The organism is Lentilactobacillus kosonis (assembly GCF_003864335.1).
Taxonomy (GTDB): Bacteria; Bacillota; Bacilli; order Lactobacillales; family Lactobacillaceae; genus Lentilactobacillus; species Lentilactobacillus kosonis.
In genome coordinates this window covers 56,302-71,255 of the sequence record NZ_BEXA01000002.1, presented here as the reverse complement: position 1 = coordinate 71,255, position 14,954 = coordinate 56,302, and the positions used below count along the sequence as shown (strand labels likewise).

At 37.5% G+C, this 14,954-nt stretch carries 15 protein-coding genes and 1 pseudogene; 3 read left to right on the top strand and 13 right to left on the bottom strand.

What is annotated here, in order from left to right; translation table 11 throughout:
• Nucleotides 1-15: 15 nt before the first annotated feature.
• Nucleotides 16-1,107, bottom strand: coding sequence for a glycosyltransferase family 4 protein (locus NBRC111893_RS03255; RefSeq protein WP_125007978.1), 1,092 nt, complete (start codon nucleotides 1,105-1,107; stop codon nucleotides 16-18).
• A 254-nt stretch (nucleotides 1,108-1,361) separates the two neighbouring features.
• Here NBRC111893_RS03255 and NBRC111893_RS03250 point away from each other — a divergent pair, with 254 nt between their 5' ends.
• Nucleotides 1,362-1,790, top strand: coding sequence for a CidA/LrgA family protein (locus tag NBRC111893_RS03250; protein WP_125007977.1), 429 nt, complete (start codon nucleotides 1,362-1,364; stop codon nucleotides 1,788-1,790).
• A gap of 30 nt (nucleotides 1,791-1,820) precedes the next feature.
• Nucleotides 1,821-2,558 (top strand): antiholin-like protein LrgB, encoded by a 738-nt coding sequence (gene lrgB, locus NBRC111893_RS03245; protein ID WP_125007976.1) that lies wholly within the window; start codon nucleotides 1,821-1,823, stop codon nucleotides 2,556-2,558.
• Between the two features lie 140 nt (nucleotides 2,559-2,698).
• On the opposite strand, the gene kimA is transcribed toward lrgB, so the two are convergent.
• The 4 genes from kimA to NBRC111893_RS03225 form a co-directional block, all read right to left on the bottom strand.
• On the bottom strand, nucleotides 2,699-4,540 hold the full coding sequence (gene kimA / locus NBRC111893_RS03240) for a potassium transporter KimA (RefSeq protein ID WP_125007975.1): 1,842 nt from the start codon (nucleotides 4,538-4,540) through the stop codon (nucleotides 2,699-2,701).
• A 164-nt stretch (nucleotides 4,541-4,704) separates the two neighbouring features.
• Complete coding sequence (gene groL / locus NBRC111893_RS03235) at nucleotides 4,705-6,321, bottom strand: chaperonin GroEL (protein WP_125007974.1); 1,617 nt, start codon at nucleotides 6,319-6,321, stop codon at nucleotides 4,705-4,707.
• 45 nt (nucleotides 6,322-6,366) lie between these two features.
• Nucleotides 6,367-6,651 carry a co-chaperone GroES gene (gene groES / locus NBRC111893_RS03230; RefSeq protein WP_191984815.1) on the bottom strand — a complete coding sequence of 95 codons (285 nt, stop codon included), beginning with the start codon at nucleotides 6,649-6,651 and terminating at the stop codon, nucleotides 6,367-6,369.
• Between the two features lie 197 nt (nucleotides 6,652-6,848).
• Nucleotides 6,849-7,466, bottom strand: a complete 618-nt coding sequence (locus NBRC111893_RS03225; protein WP_125007972.1) for a redox-sensing transcriptional repressor Rex — start codon at nucleotides 7,464-7,466, stop codon at nucleotides 6,849-6,851.
• 171 nt (nucleotides 7,467-7,637) lie between these two features.
• On the opposite strand from NBRC111893_RS03225, the pseudogene NBRC111893_RS11080 reads away from it, so the two are divergent.
• A pseudogene (locus NBRC111893_RS11080) lies at nucleotides 7,638-9,615 on the top strand (ABC-F family ATP-binding cassette domain-containing protein).
• 18 nt (nucleotides 9,616-9,633) lie between these two features.
• Here the strand turns inward: NBRC111893_RS11080 and tsaD are convergent.
• From tsaD to NBRC111893_RS03185, 8 genes are read right to left on the bottom strand one after another with little or no spacing between them, the layout of a single operon-like run.
• Nucleotides 9,634-10,656: a tRNA (adenosine(37)-N6)-threonylcarbamoyltransferase complex transferase subunit TsaD gene (gene tsaD / locus NBRC111893_RS03215; protein ID WP_125007971.1), complete on the bottom strand. Its 1,023-nt coding sequence runs from the start codon at nucleotides 10,654-10,656 to the stop codon at nucleotides 9,634-9,636.
• A 13-nt stretch (nucleotides 10,657-10,669) separates the two neighbouring features.
• Complete coding sequence (rimI, locus tag NBRC111893_RS03210) at nucleotides 10,670-11,206, bottom strand: ribosomal protein S18-alanine N-acetyltransferase (RefSeq protein ID WP_125007970.1); 537 nt, start codon at nucleotides 11,204-11,206, stop codon at nucleotides 10,670-10,672.
• Nucleotides 11,207-11,229: 23 nt separating this feature from the next.
• On the bottom strand, nucleotides 11,230-11,949 hold the full coding sequence (gene tsaB, locus NBRC111893_RS03205) for a tRNA (adenosine(37)-N6)-threonylcarbamoyltransferase complex dimerization subunit type 1 TsaB (protein WP_125007969.1): 720 nt from the start codon (nucleotides 11,947-11,949) through the stop codon (nucleotides 11,230-11,232).
• Nucleotides 11,949-12,704: an acyl-[acyl-carrier-protein] thioesterase gene (locus NBRC111893_RS03200; protein WP_191984814.1), complete on the bottom strand. Its 756-nt coding sequence runs from the start codon at nucleotides 12,702-12,704 to the stop codon at nucleotides 11,949-11,951. Before NBRC111893_RS03200 ends, tsaB begins: the two co-directional genes overlap by 1 nt.
• A gap of 11 nt (nucleotides 12,705-12,715) precedes the next feature.
• Nucleotides 12,716-13,603: a 16S rRNA (cytidine(1402)-2'-O)-methyltransferase gene (gene rsmI, locus NBRC111893_RS03195; protein WP_125007968.1), complete on the bottom strand. Its 888-nt coding sequence runs from the start codon at nucleotides 13,601-13,603 to the stop codon at nucleotides 12,716-12,718.
• A 21-nt stretch (nucleotides 13,604-13,624) separates the two neighbouring features.
• Complete coding sequence (locus NBRC111893_RS03190; RefSeq protein WP_225417526.1) at nucleotides 13,625-13,828, bottom strand: initiation control protein YabA; 204 nt, start codon at nucleotides 13,826-13,828, stop codon at nucleotides 13,625-13,627.
• Complete coding sequence (locus NBRC111893_RS11075) at nucleotides 13,806-13,955, bottom strand: hypothetical protein (RefSeq protein WP_225417525.1); 150 nt, start codon at nucleotides 13,953-13,955, stop codon at nucleotides 13,806-13,808. The genes NBRC111893_RS03190 and NBRC111893_RS11075 overlap by 23 nt, the downstream gene beginning before the upstream one ends.
• A 17-nt stretch (nucleotides 13,956-13,972) precedes the next feature.
• A complete protein-coding gene (locus NBRC111893_RS03185; RefSeq protein ID WP_125007967.1) occupies nucleotides 13,973-14,920 on the bottom strand; it encodes a DNA polymerase III delta subunit-related protein in 948 nt (315 codons plus the stop codon).
• Nucleotides 14,921-14,954 lie beyond the last annotated feature (34 nt).

Sequence of the window (14,954 nt, the reverse complement as noted above, 5' to 3'; positions counted from 1 at the left end):
TTTTTAGCTTTTATGTTAATGATTACTTTTACTTGTTGTATCTTTAACAAGTTTTTTAATCCCATTTAACAACGGCTGCCGTGATTCACCCATCAAACCTATAGTCTCAACAAATAGTTCTAAGCCTACTAGCGAAGCAATCGTAAGTAGGACCGAACCCCATAAAGTTGAGATTGGGTACAACAGTGAGATAAACGAAAAGATTAACGCAATTCCATAAATCACCAATACAGTTTGGCGATGGGTCAAACCCATTTGCATTAACCGATGATGTAGATGACGCTTATCTGCGTGTGAAATGGGTTCACGATTCAGAAGTCTTCTAAAGATTGCAAATACGGTATCTGTTATCGGTACTCCTAAAATCATAACTGGAATCAACACGGTAATAAACGTCGCATTTTTCAAACCAAATAATGAGAATACTGAAATCATAAATCCAATGAACAGCGCTCCAGTATCACCTAAATAAATCCTTGCTGGAAAGAAATTATATGGTAAGAAACCAATGCAAGCAGCAACTAATGTAAAAATCATAATTGATACAAAAATATTGCCGATGTTAAGGAAGAACATCCCAGTAATTCCCATAGTTGATAACCCAATAATTCCCACACCCGTGGCCAATCCATCTAAACCATCGATTAAATTAACAGCATTGGTAATTGCTGCAATCCATAACCATGTAATTGGTAATGACATCCATCCCAGATGAATCGTGATAAATGGCAAAGTAACAGTTGTCATCCGCACACCAGCGAAAAAGTATACCCACAAAGCAGCTGCAGATATCCCAATCATTTTTTGCCGAGGTTTAAGTTCGAAGATATCATCAATCAACCCTGTTAAAATGATGATTACTTCGCCACCAAATATCCCCCACAATTCTTTTGTGGGCATCTGATTTCGTAATAAAACCATCGTAGCAAATGTATACGATAGAAAAATCGCAAACCCACCAATGGTGGGCATTGGAATCTTATTTACTCGTCTAGCGTTAGGTTTATCAACCGCTCCAATTTTAAAAGCTAATTGTCGTACAAACGGCGTTAACACCGCAGAGATAATCATAGTACCTAACAATGTGACAATTATTTCAAGTCTCAATTATGAAACCTCACAATCCAGTATTAAGTAAATTATACAAATCACAACTAATAAATACAAGGCTCTTTAAGCTTACGTAACAATTGAAATTAGATTTTGGCAGATCCGTATTTAGCTTTGCTCAAGTTTTCACTTTCACAAACATCTGAAAGCGTTTTGTATTGTGTTATTTCACAAATACATCTATACTATACGTTGTAAGACGTACGGTTTAGTTCAACTTCGTTACTTTATAGATGAAAGGAGTTTTTGTTATGGCTGATAAACAAAATACTGCACAAGTAGAAACCAAAGAAGCCCCTATTTTAATTCAAATGGGAATCTTTGCTGCAGTTTTATTTGTTTCTAGTTTAATTTCACCATTGTTTCCAGCAGGTTTCCCAGTTCCAACTCCAGTTATTGGATTAGTTCTATTATATTTACTACTAGTTTTACACATCGTTAAAATTGAGTGGGTTGAAAAATTCGCCGACTTTATGATTAGTATGATTGCATTCTTGTTTGTTCCCTCAGGTATCCAATTAACCGCTTCATTAGATATTATGAAGGCCCAAGGATTACAATTGATTATTGCAATTATTATTTCAACTGTTATCTTACTTGTTGTTGTTGCTTACACCACATCATTCTTCATCATGTTACGTAAGAGAGTATTCCATAGAGACGCAAACGTTGAAGAATAAAATACTAACCAATGAAAGGGTGAGCTTATAATGCAAACAACAATTCTTACGTATCTTGGAACCCCAATATTTGGGATTTGTTTATCATTGGCCGTGTTTTTACTAGGTCAATGGTTATTCAAAATTAGTCACGGTTTATTTATTTTCCAACCATTATTTGTTGGAATGGTATTAGGTATTTTTGCCTTATGGTTAATGGCTAAAGCATTCGGCGTTGACGTAACATGGTTCTACACCAACGCTTATAAACCTGGTGGAGATATCATTTTCTGGTTCTTAAATCCAGCAACAATCGCCTTCGCTGTACCTTTGTACAAACGAAATGATGTTGTTAAACGTTTCTGGCTAGAAATCTTGCTATCATTAATTGTTGGACTATTAATCTCACTATTCCTAATCTACGGAGTAGCCAAAGTTATGGGGCTTGATAATAACGGAATCGCTTCACTCCTACCACAAGCTGCAACAACTGCGATTGCAATGCCTATTTCTGGCGCTATTGGTGGAACTCCTGCAATTACCGCAATGGCATGTATCCTAAACGCCGTATTGATCTACGCATTAGCTTCATGGTTAATCAAGATCTTCCGGCTTAAAGAACCTATTGGAATGGGACTTGGTCTTGGAACTGCCGGACATACCGTTGGTTCAGCTAAAGCTATCCAGATTGGTTCAGTACCTGGCGCTATGGCTGCCATTTCAGTAGTTGTCATCTCTATCGTCGTTGACTTGGTTGTACCTACCTTTGCTCATATGATGGGATTATAATTTAAACATTTAAAACCGTTAGCTAAAAGTTAACGGTTTTTTATTACTCATTTTTATCTGTGGTCAACAAAAAAACGTATTCTTTAGCCTCTTACAAGGCCCAAGAATACGTTTTAACTTTTCTTAATTACACAGTCCAATTACTCACGCAAATGGTAATTATAAGTTGAAACGATAATGTTTTGTCGTGAATTCAGAATCGCTCTTAATCTGAGACTAGTTTGATTGTGCAGAATATGTTCCCATCGATGATGTGGTACAAATTGTGGAACCAATACAGTCGTAGAGTAATTGCGATCAGCAGCTCGCTTAGCAATAACATCACAGAATCGAAGAGCTGGTTGCGTAATTGATCTATATGAAGAATGGATATCAACAAACCGAACATCGGGAAATTCTTTTTTAAATTCTTCAGAAATCTGATGTTCTTTTTCAGGATCAGCATCAAAAGATACATGCATGGCAATTACATAATCACCAATTGATTGAGCATAACTGACTGCTCTAGCGGTAACTTTAGTCACCCCACCGACCAACACGATTACAGTAGAACCGTCAAAGTGATGGACTGGAGTTAATTCAGTTTCATCATCAGATACCCGCAGTTGCTTAGCAACTTTCTTATAGTGGGCATTGATTTTATAAAACAATCGCAACACTAGTGGCATAACAATTAGGTATGGCCAAACATTTTCAAATCTTAGTAAGAATAAGAAGACAACTAACGCCAATGAGATGAATGCCCCAATAAAGTTAATCACCATCTTCATTGGCCAAGCTTTACCACGATTCCGCATCCAATGAATAATCATTCCAGATTGCGATAACGTAAATGGTACGAACACCCCAACCGCATACAACGGAATCAATGAGTTAGTCTTACCATTGAAGATTTGAATTAACACAATGGCTCCCAATGCTAACGAAATAATTCCGTTAGAATAGCCTAATCGATCACCCTTATCTAAATAAGCATGAGGTAGAAACTTATCCTTTGCTAAGTTATAAGCCAAAATTGGAAAAGCTGAGAAACCGGTATTAGCAGCAACCGCTAAAATCATCGCTGTGGATAATTGTAATAGGTAGTATAGCAATCCGTGGCCTAAAACACCCTCACCAATTTGCGAAAGAACCGTTACGTGTTCATTAGGGGCAATTCCCATGTAGAAACTTAGGAACGTAATTCCACCAAAGAATACCGCTAAAATCGTTGCCATAATTGCAAGGGTTCCAGAAGCGTTTTTACTCTTAGGTGTCTTGAAGTTAGGTACTGCATTACTGATGGCTTCAACCCCAGTTAATGACGAGGACCCACTTGAAAATGCTCTGAAGAATAAAATTAAGGACATTCCTGCTACTGGAGAACCAATATTAGCAGCAGCATGGTATTGAATATGGCCAGTTGAAATTTGGAAAATTCCATAAATGACCATTCCTAAAATCATTAAAATAAATAAGTAAACCGGTAACGTTAAGAACGAGGCCGATTCACGCATTCCTCGTAAATTCAATAACATAATTCCAATTACGATCAAGCACGAGATTAACACTCGATGCTGATACAACGACGGAATTGCCGAAGTAATAGCTTCAGTAGCTGAAGTAGTTGAAACCGCTACAGTCAGCATATAGTCAACTAATAGCGAACCTCCAGCTACTAATCCAGCTGATTGTCCCCAGTTAGTACTAGCAACAACGTATGCTCCCCCACCAGATGGATAGGCATGAATAATTTGTTGGTATGACAATGTGATTGCAGCCAATAATACTAAAACCAATGCTGCAACCCAGATTTGATACATCATGGCCGCAGCAGATAGTGTAATTAACACCGCTGTAATCTGTTCAGTACCATATGCAACTGATGATAACGCATCAGATGACAATAAGGCCAAAGCCTTGAATTTTGTTAACGATTGACCACCTTCATCGGCAGTTTTTAACGGCTTTCCAATTAGAAGTCGTTTTATATATCGCCACATAATGAGTTAACTCCTTTAAAATTAATAATGGCACTAATTATGAACTAACAAATAATAGTCCATATTGGCTATAAAAACAAGCCCTATACCTTTCTCCGACATCTACAATAACACAAAAAGGACGCCCAATATATGAGCGCCCTCAATTTAATTTAATTATTAAATTACATTCCCATTCCAGGGGTTGGCATTGGTGCTTGTGGTGCATCATCACTTGGTTCATCAGCAACAACTGCTTCAGTAGTTAATAACAAAGCTGAAACGGAAGCCGCATTTTGAAGTGCAGAACGAGTAACTTTAGTTGGGTCAACAATTCCGGCAGCAATCATATCTTCAAACTTATCTTCTGCAGCATTGTAACCAATTCCTTGTTTTTCGTTCTTAAGCTTTTCAACAATAACTGAGCCTTCAATTCCGGCATTTTCAGCAATTTGACGAACTGGTTCTTCTAATGCTCGACGAACAATCTTAACACCAGTTGCTTCATCACCGGTTGCTTCAACATTGTTAATACTTTCCATAACGTTGATTAGTGCAGTACCACCACCAGGAACGAAGCCTTCTTCAACGGCAGCACGAGTAGCGTTAAGCGCATCTTCAATTCGGTACTTACGTTCTTTTAGTTCAGTTTCAGTTGCAGCACCAACACGAACAACGGCTACCCCACCTGATAACTTGGCAAGACGTTCTTTGAGCTTATCACGGTCAAAGTCAGAAGTAGTAGTTTCGATTTGGTTCTTAATTTCATCAATTCGAGCGTTGATTTGATCCTTAGCGCCTGAGCCCTCAACAATCATAGTTGAGTCCTTAGTTACGTTGATCTTACCAGCTTGACCTAATTGATCAATGGTTGTGTCCTTAAGGTTCAAGCCAAGATCATCAGTAATCACAGTTGCACCAGTTAAAATAGCAATATCTTGAAGTTGGTCTTTACGACGATCACCAAAACCGGGAGCCTTAACTGCAACAACATTAAATGTTCCTCTCATTTTGTTAAGGACCAATGTTGGAAGAGCTTCACCACCAATATCATCAGCGATGATAAGAAGTGAACGACCTTGTTCAACGATTGATTGAAGCAATGGAAGAATATCTTGAATGTTAGTAACTTTCTTGTCAGTTACCAATACATATGGATTATCTAAGTCTGCTTCCATCTTTTCGTTATCAGTAACCATGTATTGTGATAAGTAACCACGATCGAATTGCATACCTTCAACAACATCAAGACTAGTATCAACACCACGAGATTCTTCGATGGTAATAACTCCGTCGTTACCAACCTTTTCCATGGCGTCAGCAATTAATTTACCAACTTCACCATCAGCTGAAGAGATTGAAGCGATTTGAGCAATATCATCTTTAGTTTCAACATCATGTGACATATCATGAAGAGCTTCAACAGCAACTTTCGTGGCTTTTTCAATTCCGCGACGAATTCCCACTGGGTTGGCACCGGCAGTAACGTTCTTCATTCCTTCGTTCACAATTGCTTGAGTCAAAACAGTGGCAGTAGTAGTTCCGTCTCCAGCAATATCATTAGTTTTTGAAGCAACTTCAGAAACCAACTTAGCACCCATATTTTCAAAATGATCTGGTAATTCGATTGATTTAGCGATGGTTACACCATCGTTAGTAATCGTTGGGTTACCGGCAGTTTGTTCCAAAACCACATTACGTCCCTTAGGACCAATTGTTGTCTTTACAGTATTTGCTAACTTGTCAACACCAGCAAGCATCTTTGTTCTAGCATCTTCAGAGAACTTAATTTCTTTTGCCATTTCTTAAATTCACCTCATGAAATATTTTTTTATTTTTTTACGGAACTATTCAACGATAGCAACAATATCTTTTTCATGTAAAACTAAATAGGAGTTGTCGCCGTCTTCAACCTCAGTACCTGCGTACTTGTCAAACATTACTTCGTCGCCAGCCTTAACGATTGGGGCAACAGTATTACCGTTGTCCAAAACTCGACCAGAGCCAACAGCAACAACCTTACCAGTTTGAGGCTTTTCTTTTGCGTTACTTGCTAACACAATTCCACCAACTGTTTTTTCTTCTTCTTCTTGCGTTTCGATGATAACGCGATCTCCTAATGGTTTTAACACGTTAGTCCCTCCATAAATAGTTATTTTTAGCAATGTTAGCACTCGTTTGTTAGAAGTGCTAATCACTGACATTAATAATATTATTATCCGTTATAAAATGCAACCCTCATCACCCAAAAATTTAAATTTTACTTCACTAAACATAAAAAAGCCCAAGTGATTTATCACTTGGGCTTAAAAACTAATTACCAAAATTTTCAATAAAAATAAATTAAAGTTTGTAATTCATTTGTTAGGTCAACATTTTGAACTAACACTCTTTCAGGAACGGAAATTCTAATTGGTGTAAAGTTAAGAATTCCACGAACCCCGCCAGCAACTGCTTGATCAGCAACACCTTGAGCATAGTCTGAAGGAACGGTTAGAATGATAACTTGAATTTGCTGTTCCTGTAATTGAGTATCCAGATCGCTAACTGGATAAACTGGAACCCCATCTTGAATGGTATTAACGATATCATCATTAGAATCAAAAGCTGCGGAAATTCTGACATTGCCATCCTTGTGAAAGTTAAAGTTCAATAAGGCATGGCCTAAATTACCAACCCCCACTAAGCCGACATTGGTTAAGTGCTCTTGATTTAGAATTTGTTTAAAAAAACTAAGTAGACTATCAACATCATAGCCGTAACCTCGTTTACCTAAAGCTCCAAAATAAGAAAAATCTCGACGGATTGTTGCTGAATCAACCTGAACGGCTTCAGCAAGTTCCGTAGAAGAAATTCTTTCTTTTCCTGTATCATGGAGAATGTTTAGATAACGGTAATATATTGGTAATCGCTTAGCGGTCGCCTTTGGAATGCTTTCAGCCGTCACGAATAGTTCCTCCTCGTATCTATTAATTATTTAAAAGTTTGTGAAACTCTCTTCACTAATTATTCTATCATACTATGTATGCTTGTGAAAATAATTTCAAATATTAATCACAGTTTTTTCCAAATTACTGATATGTGGTAGAATGTTATTACTTAGAAAGGTGGATGCCACATGATTATTTTGCAGGTCCAAGACATTGCACGTTTTAATGGCGAGAATATTTTTTCTGGAGTCAACTTAAATATTCAGGAAAAAAGCCGTATTGCCCTTGTAGGTCAAAACGGTGCCGGAAAATCAACGTTAGTCAAAATTATTATGGGAGAAATGGCTGCTGATGAGGGCCAAATTTCCGAAAAGAAAAATTTAACAATCGGTTATCTCGCCCAAGATACTGGTTTGGATTCCAATAAAACCATTTATGATGAGATGGAATCCGTTTTTAATTCATTAAAAGAAACTGAACAAAAAAATTCATAATTTAGAGGCTCAAATCAGTCAAAATAGTTCAACAATGGACAGTGAAGAATTTGAGGATATCTCAAAAACTTACGACAATTTAAGAGCTGATTTCGAACAAAATGGAGGCTATGTATACGAAGCCGAAATTCGTGGTGTCCTCCATGGATTTGGGTTTGGCGAACTTGACTACAATCGACCAATCAATGAATTATCTGGCGGCCAAAAAACTCAGTTAGCCTTAGCAAAACTACTTTTAGAAAAACCCGATCTGTTAATCTTAGATGAACCCACGAACCATCTTGACGTGGACACCATTACTTGGCTAGAAGGATATATCAAGAATTATTCGGGCTCTTTACTAATCATTTCTCATGATCGATATTTTCTTGATCAAATTGTCAACGAAGTCTACGAAATGGCTCACAAAACTCTTACCCATTATCAGGGAAATTATACTGATTTTATCAAACAAAAAGAGCTCCGAACGACCACTAGAATGCGCGAATATGAAAAACAACAGGCAAAAATCGCCAAGTTACAAGAATTCGTTGATAAAAATATTGTTCGTGCTTCAACCACTAAACAAGCGCAAGCTCGCCGAAAACAACTTGAAAAAATGGACGTCATTGAAAAGCCAACTGACTATACTAAAGTTGCCAAATTCTTATTCACTCCGAATAAAAAGAGCGGCGAAAATGTCCTTAAGGTAACAGATGCAGCCATTGGTTATGACCACGTTTTAAGTGAACCAGTTAATTTAGAAGTTAAACGCCACCAAGCGATTGCGATTGTCGGCCCTAATGGGGTTGGTAAATCTACCCTTCTTAAAAGTATCTTAGGTAAAATTCCGTTTATCAGAGGATCAGTCAGTTACGGAACTGTGTTGACACTGGTTACTATGATCAAGAACAGCAAAGCCTTCATCGAAATAAGAAGGTAATAAATGAACTGTGGGATGACCATCCTACTGTAAATGAAAGTGACATTCGGGGCATTTTAGGTAGTTTCTTATTCTCTGGCGACGATGTTGACAAATCTGTTGCTGACCTATCCGGTGGCGAAAAGGCTCGATTACTTCTAACCAAATTGGCTATGCAACACAATAATTTTCTAATTCTGGATGAACCAACTAACCATTTAGACATCGACAGCCGAGAAGTCTTAGAACGAGCCCTCAAAGATTTTGAAGGTACCATTCTATTTGTTTCCCATGACCGTTATTTTATCAATCAATTAGCTACGGCCACCGTCGAAATTTCTGCAACTGGAAGTAAAATCTACTTAGGAAACTATGACTATTATATTGACAAAAAGGCCGAACAACTTGCTTATAAGGAACGTGAAGAACAACAATCAAAATCCATCGCCAACGTTCAAACTCAAAATGTTAGTTCGGATAAACAATATTATGAAAATAATAAGGAAAGTTCAAAAGCAGCTTCGAAAACTAAGCCGTGAAGTTGCTTCACTGGAAGAACGAGTTGATGATTTAAATACTCAAAAATCTGAAATTGAAACTCAGATGACCCTTCCAGAAAACTTTAACGATGTTCAAAAATCTGCTGATTTGCAATCAGCGCTGGCCAAAATAAATGACCAGATTATCGAAACTGAAGAAACTTGGGAAACCAAAAAGTATGGAACTAGAAGAATTATCATAAATAAAAGCCTCGTGAAATCAACTAATTGATTTCACGAGGCTTTTATTTTAATCATTAATCAAATCAAATTCCAATGAAGGATCAGCATTCAATGTTGCATTTGCTCTAACTCCATGTCGATATAACATCTCACCAGCAGAACCAATCATTGCCGCATTATCTCCGCATAGAGATAATGGAACTAGCATTAATTCAGTATTTGGAAAGTTAGTCAATTCTTCCGTTAATCTTTCACGAAGCCCCTTATTAGCGGCAACTCCTCCAGCCACAATCAACTGTTTCACTGGAAATTCCCTTAAAGCCCGGTTGGTCTTGTCAGACAATACATCAACCACTGCCTGTTGGAAACTAGTAGCTAAGTCCTCACGATTCAGAGTTTCATTAATTTGATCAGCGTGATGAACTGTATTGATAAATGCACTCTTCAAACCGCTAAAACTAAAATCAAAATTAGTATCGTCATCCATTGCTCGTGGGAATTTAAAAGTATCCTTACCTTGATGAGCCAATTCATCAACTTCTTTACCAGCAGGATAGTTAATGGATAGTACACGACCAATTTTATCATATGCCTCACCGGCAGCATCATCCCTAGTTTCACCAATAATTTCGAATTTATTCTCTTCTGGCATATAAACTAATTCAGTATGACCACCAGAAACCACTAAAGCCATCGCTGGAAATTCAATTGGTTTAACTAACCGCGCTCCATAGATATGACCAGCAATATGGTTAACCGGAACCAATGGCAATCCATGAGCCCAGGCAATCGTTTTGGCCGCAGTAACTCCAATTAGAAGTGCTCCTACTAATCCAGGACCATAAGTTACGGCCACAGCATCTAAATCATCATAAGTGACATTAGCTCGATTAAGAGCATCTTCCACACAACTAGTGATTTGTTCAATGTGATGCCGACTAGCAACTTCTGGCACCACCCCACCAAACCGTTGGTGGCTCTTAATTTGAGTCGCAACGATATTTGACAGAATCTCACTACCATTTTTTATAACCGAAACCGAAGTCTCGTCACAGCTAGTTTCAAATGCGAGAATTAAATTGTTATCCATGGTTACCTCTCTTTCATCCAAGCTTTGTAATATCCATTTTCATGTTAAGGGCATCTTCCCGATCATTAAAGTAATATCCCTTATTGATGCCATCATCAACAAACCCAATATTTCGATATAGACGTTGGGCACGAGTGTTACTCATTCTAACTTCTAGTGTGACCTTTTCAAATTCCATTTGGCGAGCCTTTTTAACAATGGCATTTACCAAAAAATATCCTAAACCGTGATTTTGAAAGTTAGGAGCAACTGCCACGTTGGTTATGTGGCAATCCTTAGTTTTAAAATTTAAAGAACACCCAATAAAGGCAACTAACCAGTCATTTCGGCGCAACACTAAGTACAACCGATCATTTTTCCGCATTAATTCGCTTCTAAATGCTCGATCATCCCAAGGAGTTTGACCACCATAGACAGCTCGTTCAATACCTAGAATTTCTGGGATATCTGGAATCATTGCCTTAGCTAGAAAAAATTCCGTTCCATTAATATCAACATCATGATTTTTTATATCTAAATATCGCCGTCTCAGCGAACCTTCTTTGTCAATGAATCGTTCAGAATACCAGTCTTTTAATTTTTTTCCACATAATTACTCTCGTCCTCATTAGGATGATCTTGACGCCAATCTGCTTCGGCCTTGGTTAGTCTTAAATATCTAGGTACCAATGCATCAACATCAGTTACTGGATCTAAGTGAGCGCCATATCGACCTAGTAACGTTGCACTAGGTACCGCCTCGAAGTGATTATTAACTGAAACATTCGCACCTATATCCATTAATGGTTTATCAAAGGTATCAGAACTAGTTACCACTCTGATTGATTCGTTAAACTGAGCGAGTTGTTCGTGCCATTCGTGAATATTTGTATGACGGTCAGGTAGCACTTCAACCAAGTTGTCAGCATCCCATTTATATAATCCTGTATACATATTATCATTTCTAGCATCAAATATGGGATTAATAAGCCCGGTAACCTTACCAGCAGTCAAAGCCAGTGTCAACAAACTTGATATTGCCACCAATTCAATATTCAGTGTCATTGCCAAGGTTTTTGCAACCGTCGTAGCCATCCGAACCCCCGTATATGATCCCGGTCCAGTTGCAACTACGATTCTATCGATATCCGTTGGTTTTAATGAAGCTTTACTGACCAAATCTTCAATAACTGGCAACAAAAATTCGGCATGTTTTTGATGAGTGGTAATTGTTTCAGTTGCTAACAACATATTATCGTCTATAACTGCAACGGTTAACGGTTTATTCGAGGTGTCAATTGCTAAAATTTTCATTACTTAATCTTCCTCCAAATAATTGTTGCAATTGCTGAAACTTCATCTCCTGAAGTTATTCTGTGGATGGTTTTAACATTACCATCAGCCATTGTAACGTTGTTTACTGAACTCTCTACCCAATTACCATACGTAACTTCACTTTCAAATCGAATATCAACTTGAACGGGAAGATGAGAGGTAATGAAGTCAATTGGAAGAACATCAACCATCCAATCTAAGTAATGAGCATTATTTACGTGACCATTAAAATCGATATCATTAGTCCGCACTTGATATTTCTTTGAGGCATCCACGTCTTCACCAAGCTTTTCTGGCCTTGGTAATCTCGGCAATCGCTTAATATTCTCAGACTCATACGGAGCAATTATCTCGGCGTCAATTGGGCTGACCTTTCTAGTGGCTTCATCAATTAAAACCCAAATACTGTCAATTTTTACTAATTCCTGGCCGGATTCATCCTCAATCCAGAATTCTCGATAAGCAAAATACTTATTGTATGAAGTGCCTCGGGTTGTTAATTTAATCGTCTGATCAATTTTAGGTAGTTCATTAATTTTAATTGAATATGATGTTACTACCCAACCGATTCCATAATTATCAATTAATTGCTTGTGGTCAAGTTTAAGGGTGTCATTTTGATGTTCCGATACTAAAATGACAACGTTTAACAACATTGCTAATGTCATATGGTTCGTAATATTGCCTTCATAGTACGGAATCGTATGGGTTTCTGAGAATTTTTTTGCGGTCATGATTCGCCTTCCTAGTCTAGTTGATGATATTCACGATAAATCAGTTGTTTCTTTACATCGTGTAACTTAGCGACCTTTTTAATCGCATCGTTAACTTTTAAGCCAGCTTCAACAAAATAGTCGACTTGTTCTCTAACAGATAAGCCAGCCACCGCGTCATTTTCACTGTCAATTACACCGACCGATGGGTGATCGTTGCCATCAATGATTATTACAAATTCACCCCGAATTTCAGTTTCTTGAGACCACTCAACTAACTGTGAAAATGATCCTCGAATAAATTCTTCATGGCGCTTAGTTAATTCTCGGCATAATACTGCCTGACGTTCGTCAGAAAACGCGGTTGCTAATACTTTTAGTGTTTCTTTTAATCGATGAGGCGCTTCATAGAGAATCAAACTCTCAGGTTTTTGAGCTAATTCTTTTAAAGCATCTTTTTGTTCTTTGCCCTTTCGGGGTAGGAAACCATAAAAAGTAAACGGTTGTGGATTGATTCCCGAAGCAATTAATGCAGTAATTCCAGCATTCGCTCCGGGTAGTGGAACAACTGAAATATGCTGCTCAATACAGGCGTTAACCAGATCATGACCTGGATCACTGATTGATGGCATTCCCGCATCTGAGACCTGTGCGATTGTCATCCCTGTCTTAAGTTTATTGACCAGTTCTGGAATTTTACTATGAGAATTATGCTCATGGAAACTTTCCTGACGCGTATTAATCTCAAAGTGATTCAACAGTTTAGCTGTATTTCGTGTATCCTCAGCGGCAATTAAATCTACTTCCTTTAGAATATTAATTGCTCTAAAGGTCATGTCGTCAAGATTACCAATTGGCGTCGGCACTAGGTATAGTGTTCCAAACTCTTGGTTACTTGCAAAACTTTTTTGAGTTTCCAATCTTGATACCTCTTTCATTGATTAACGGCGACCATAAATGATTTCGGTACAGAAAATACATTCTTCACCATCTTCACGACGTTTACCGTAATAATCATTACATACATGGAAGCCCTCGTGATACAGTTTCTCTAAATTTTTACGTGAGCTGGACAATCCGTCATCTGAATCACCATCTTTATGGTTAATTGTTTTTAATCGCTCACGAAGATTTTGGCTTTTCAATAACTAATTCAGCATTTTTCTCCATTAACCGAATCATTTCTTCATGCAATTCGGTAAATTCCAATGCTGTTCCATTAAGCTTTTGGTTTAGGTCTCTTAGTTTTTCATAAAGATCATTTGGATTCAATTAAATACCATCCCTTACTATCGCTTAGCAATATCAAGTAATTTTAACGTAGTTTCTTCTAAAATATTTTGAAAATTTATGTTGCTATTAAAACTATTGTTCATCATCAACAATAATTCAATACTGTCAGTTAATTGGCTAGCTGATAATCGATCCTTAGCAGTATCGATACTGTCAGTAAGTTGCGGAAATTCTCGTTGGATACTATTACCCACAAATTTAATCATTAGTGGCTCCCTAAATATCTGAACCATAATTGCTAACACAATCCTTTGCTCATCACGATTGTTAATAATTCCCAATAGCTGGGTTTGAATAAATGGGAACGCCATCGCGTCTCCCTTAATAATATACTTAAACCACTGACCAATTGCTACCTGAATATTTTCAAACCAATTATCCTTTAGCCAAGACTTAATTTCCGTTAAGTCATTTGTCAAGCTTAACATCAAGTTAACTGAACTAGGTGGCACGCCTATCGAAGTTAATTGTTTTAAAATATCTTCACGATTTAAGTGTGGAAATTCAATTACCTGGGTTCGCGACAAAATTGTCGGTAACACTAAGTTCTTGTTTTCCGTAATTAAAATAGTAACAATTTCACCAATCGGCTCCTCAATAAACTTTAATAAACTGTTCGCCGCCCCTGAAGTTAACCGATCAGCACCTGAAATAATAAACACCTTTTTATTACCCTCAACTGCTGACTTGGAAAACTCATCCTTAATTCTACGAATTTGATCAACTTTAATACTACGATCATTAGTATTTTCAATTACCACATCGGGATTATCAAAATTAAGAATTCGCTGGCACTCATTGCACTTACCACATGGATAACCATTTTTAACATTCTCACAAAAAAGCCGCATTGCAATTCCCAAAGCGACTTCAAATTCTCCAGCACCCTCCTCACCTGTAAATAAATACGCATGAGAAAGCTCTTTTTGAGTAATTGTTTTCATAAATTGCTCAAAAGCTGTGGTTGCCGTTCATTTA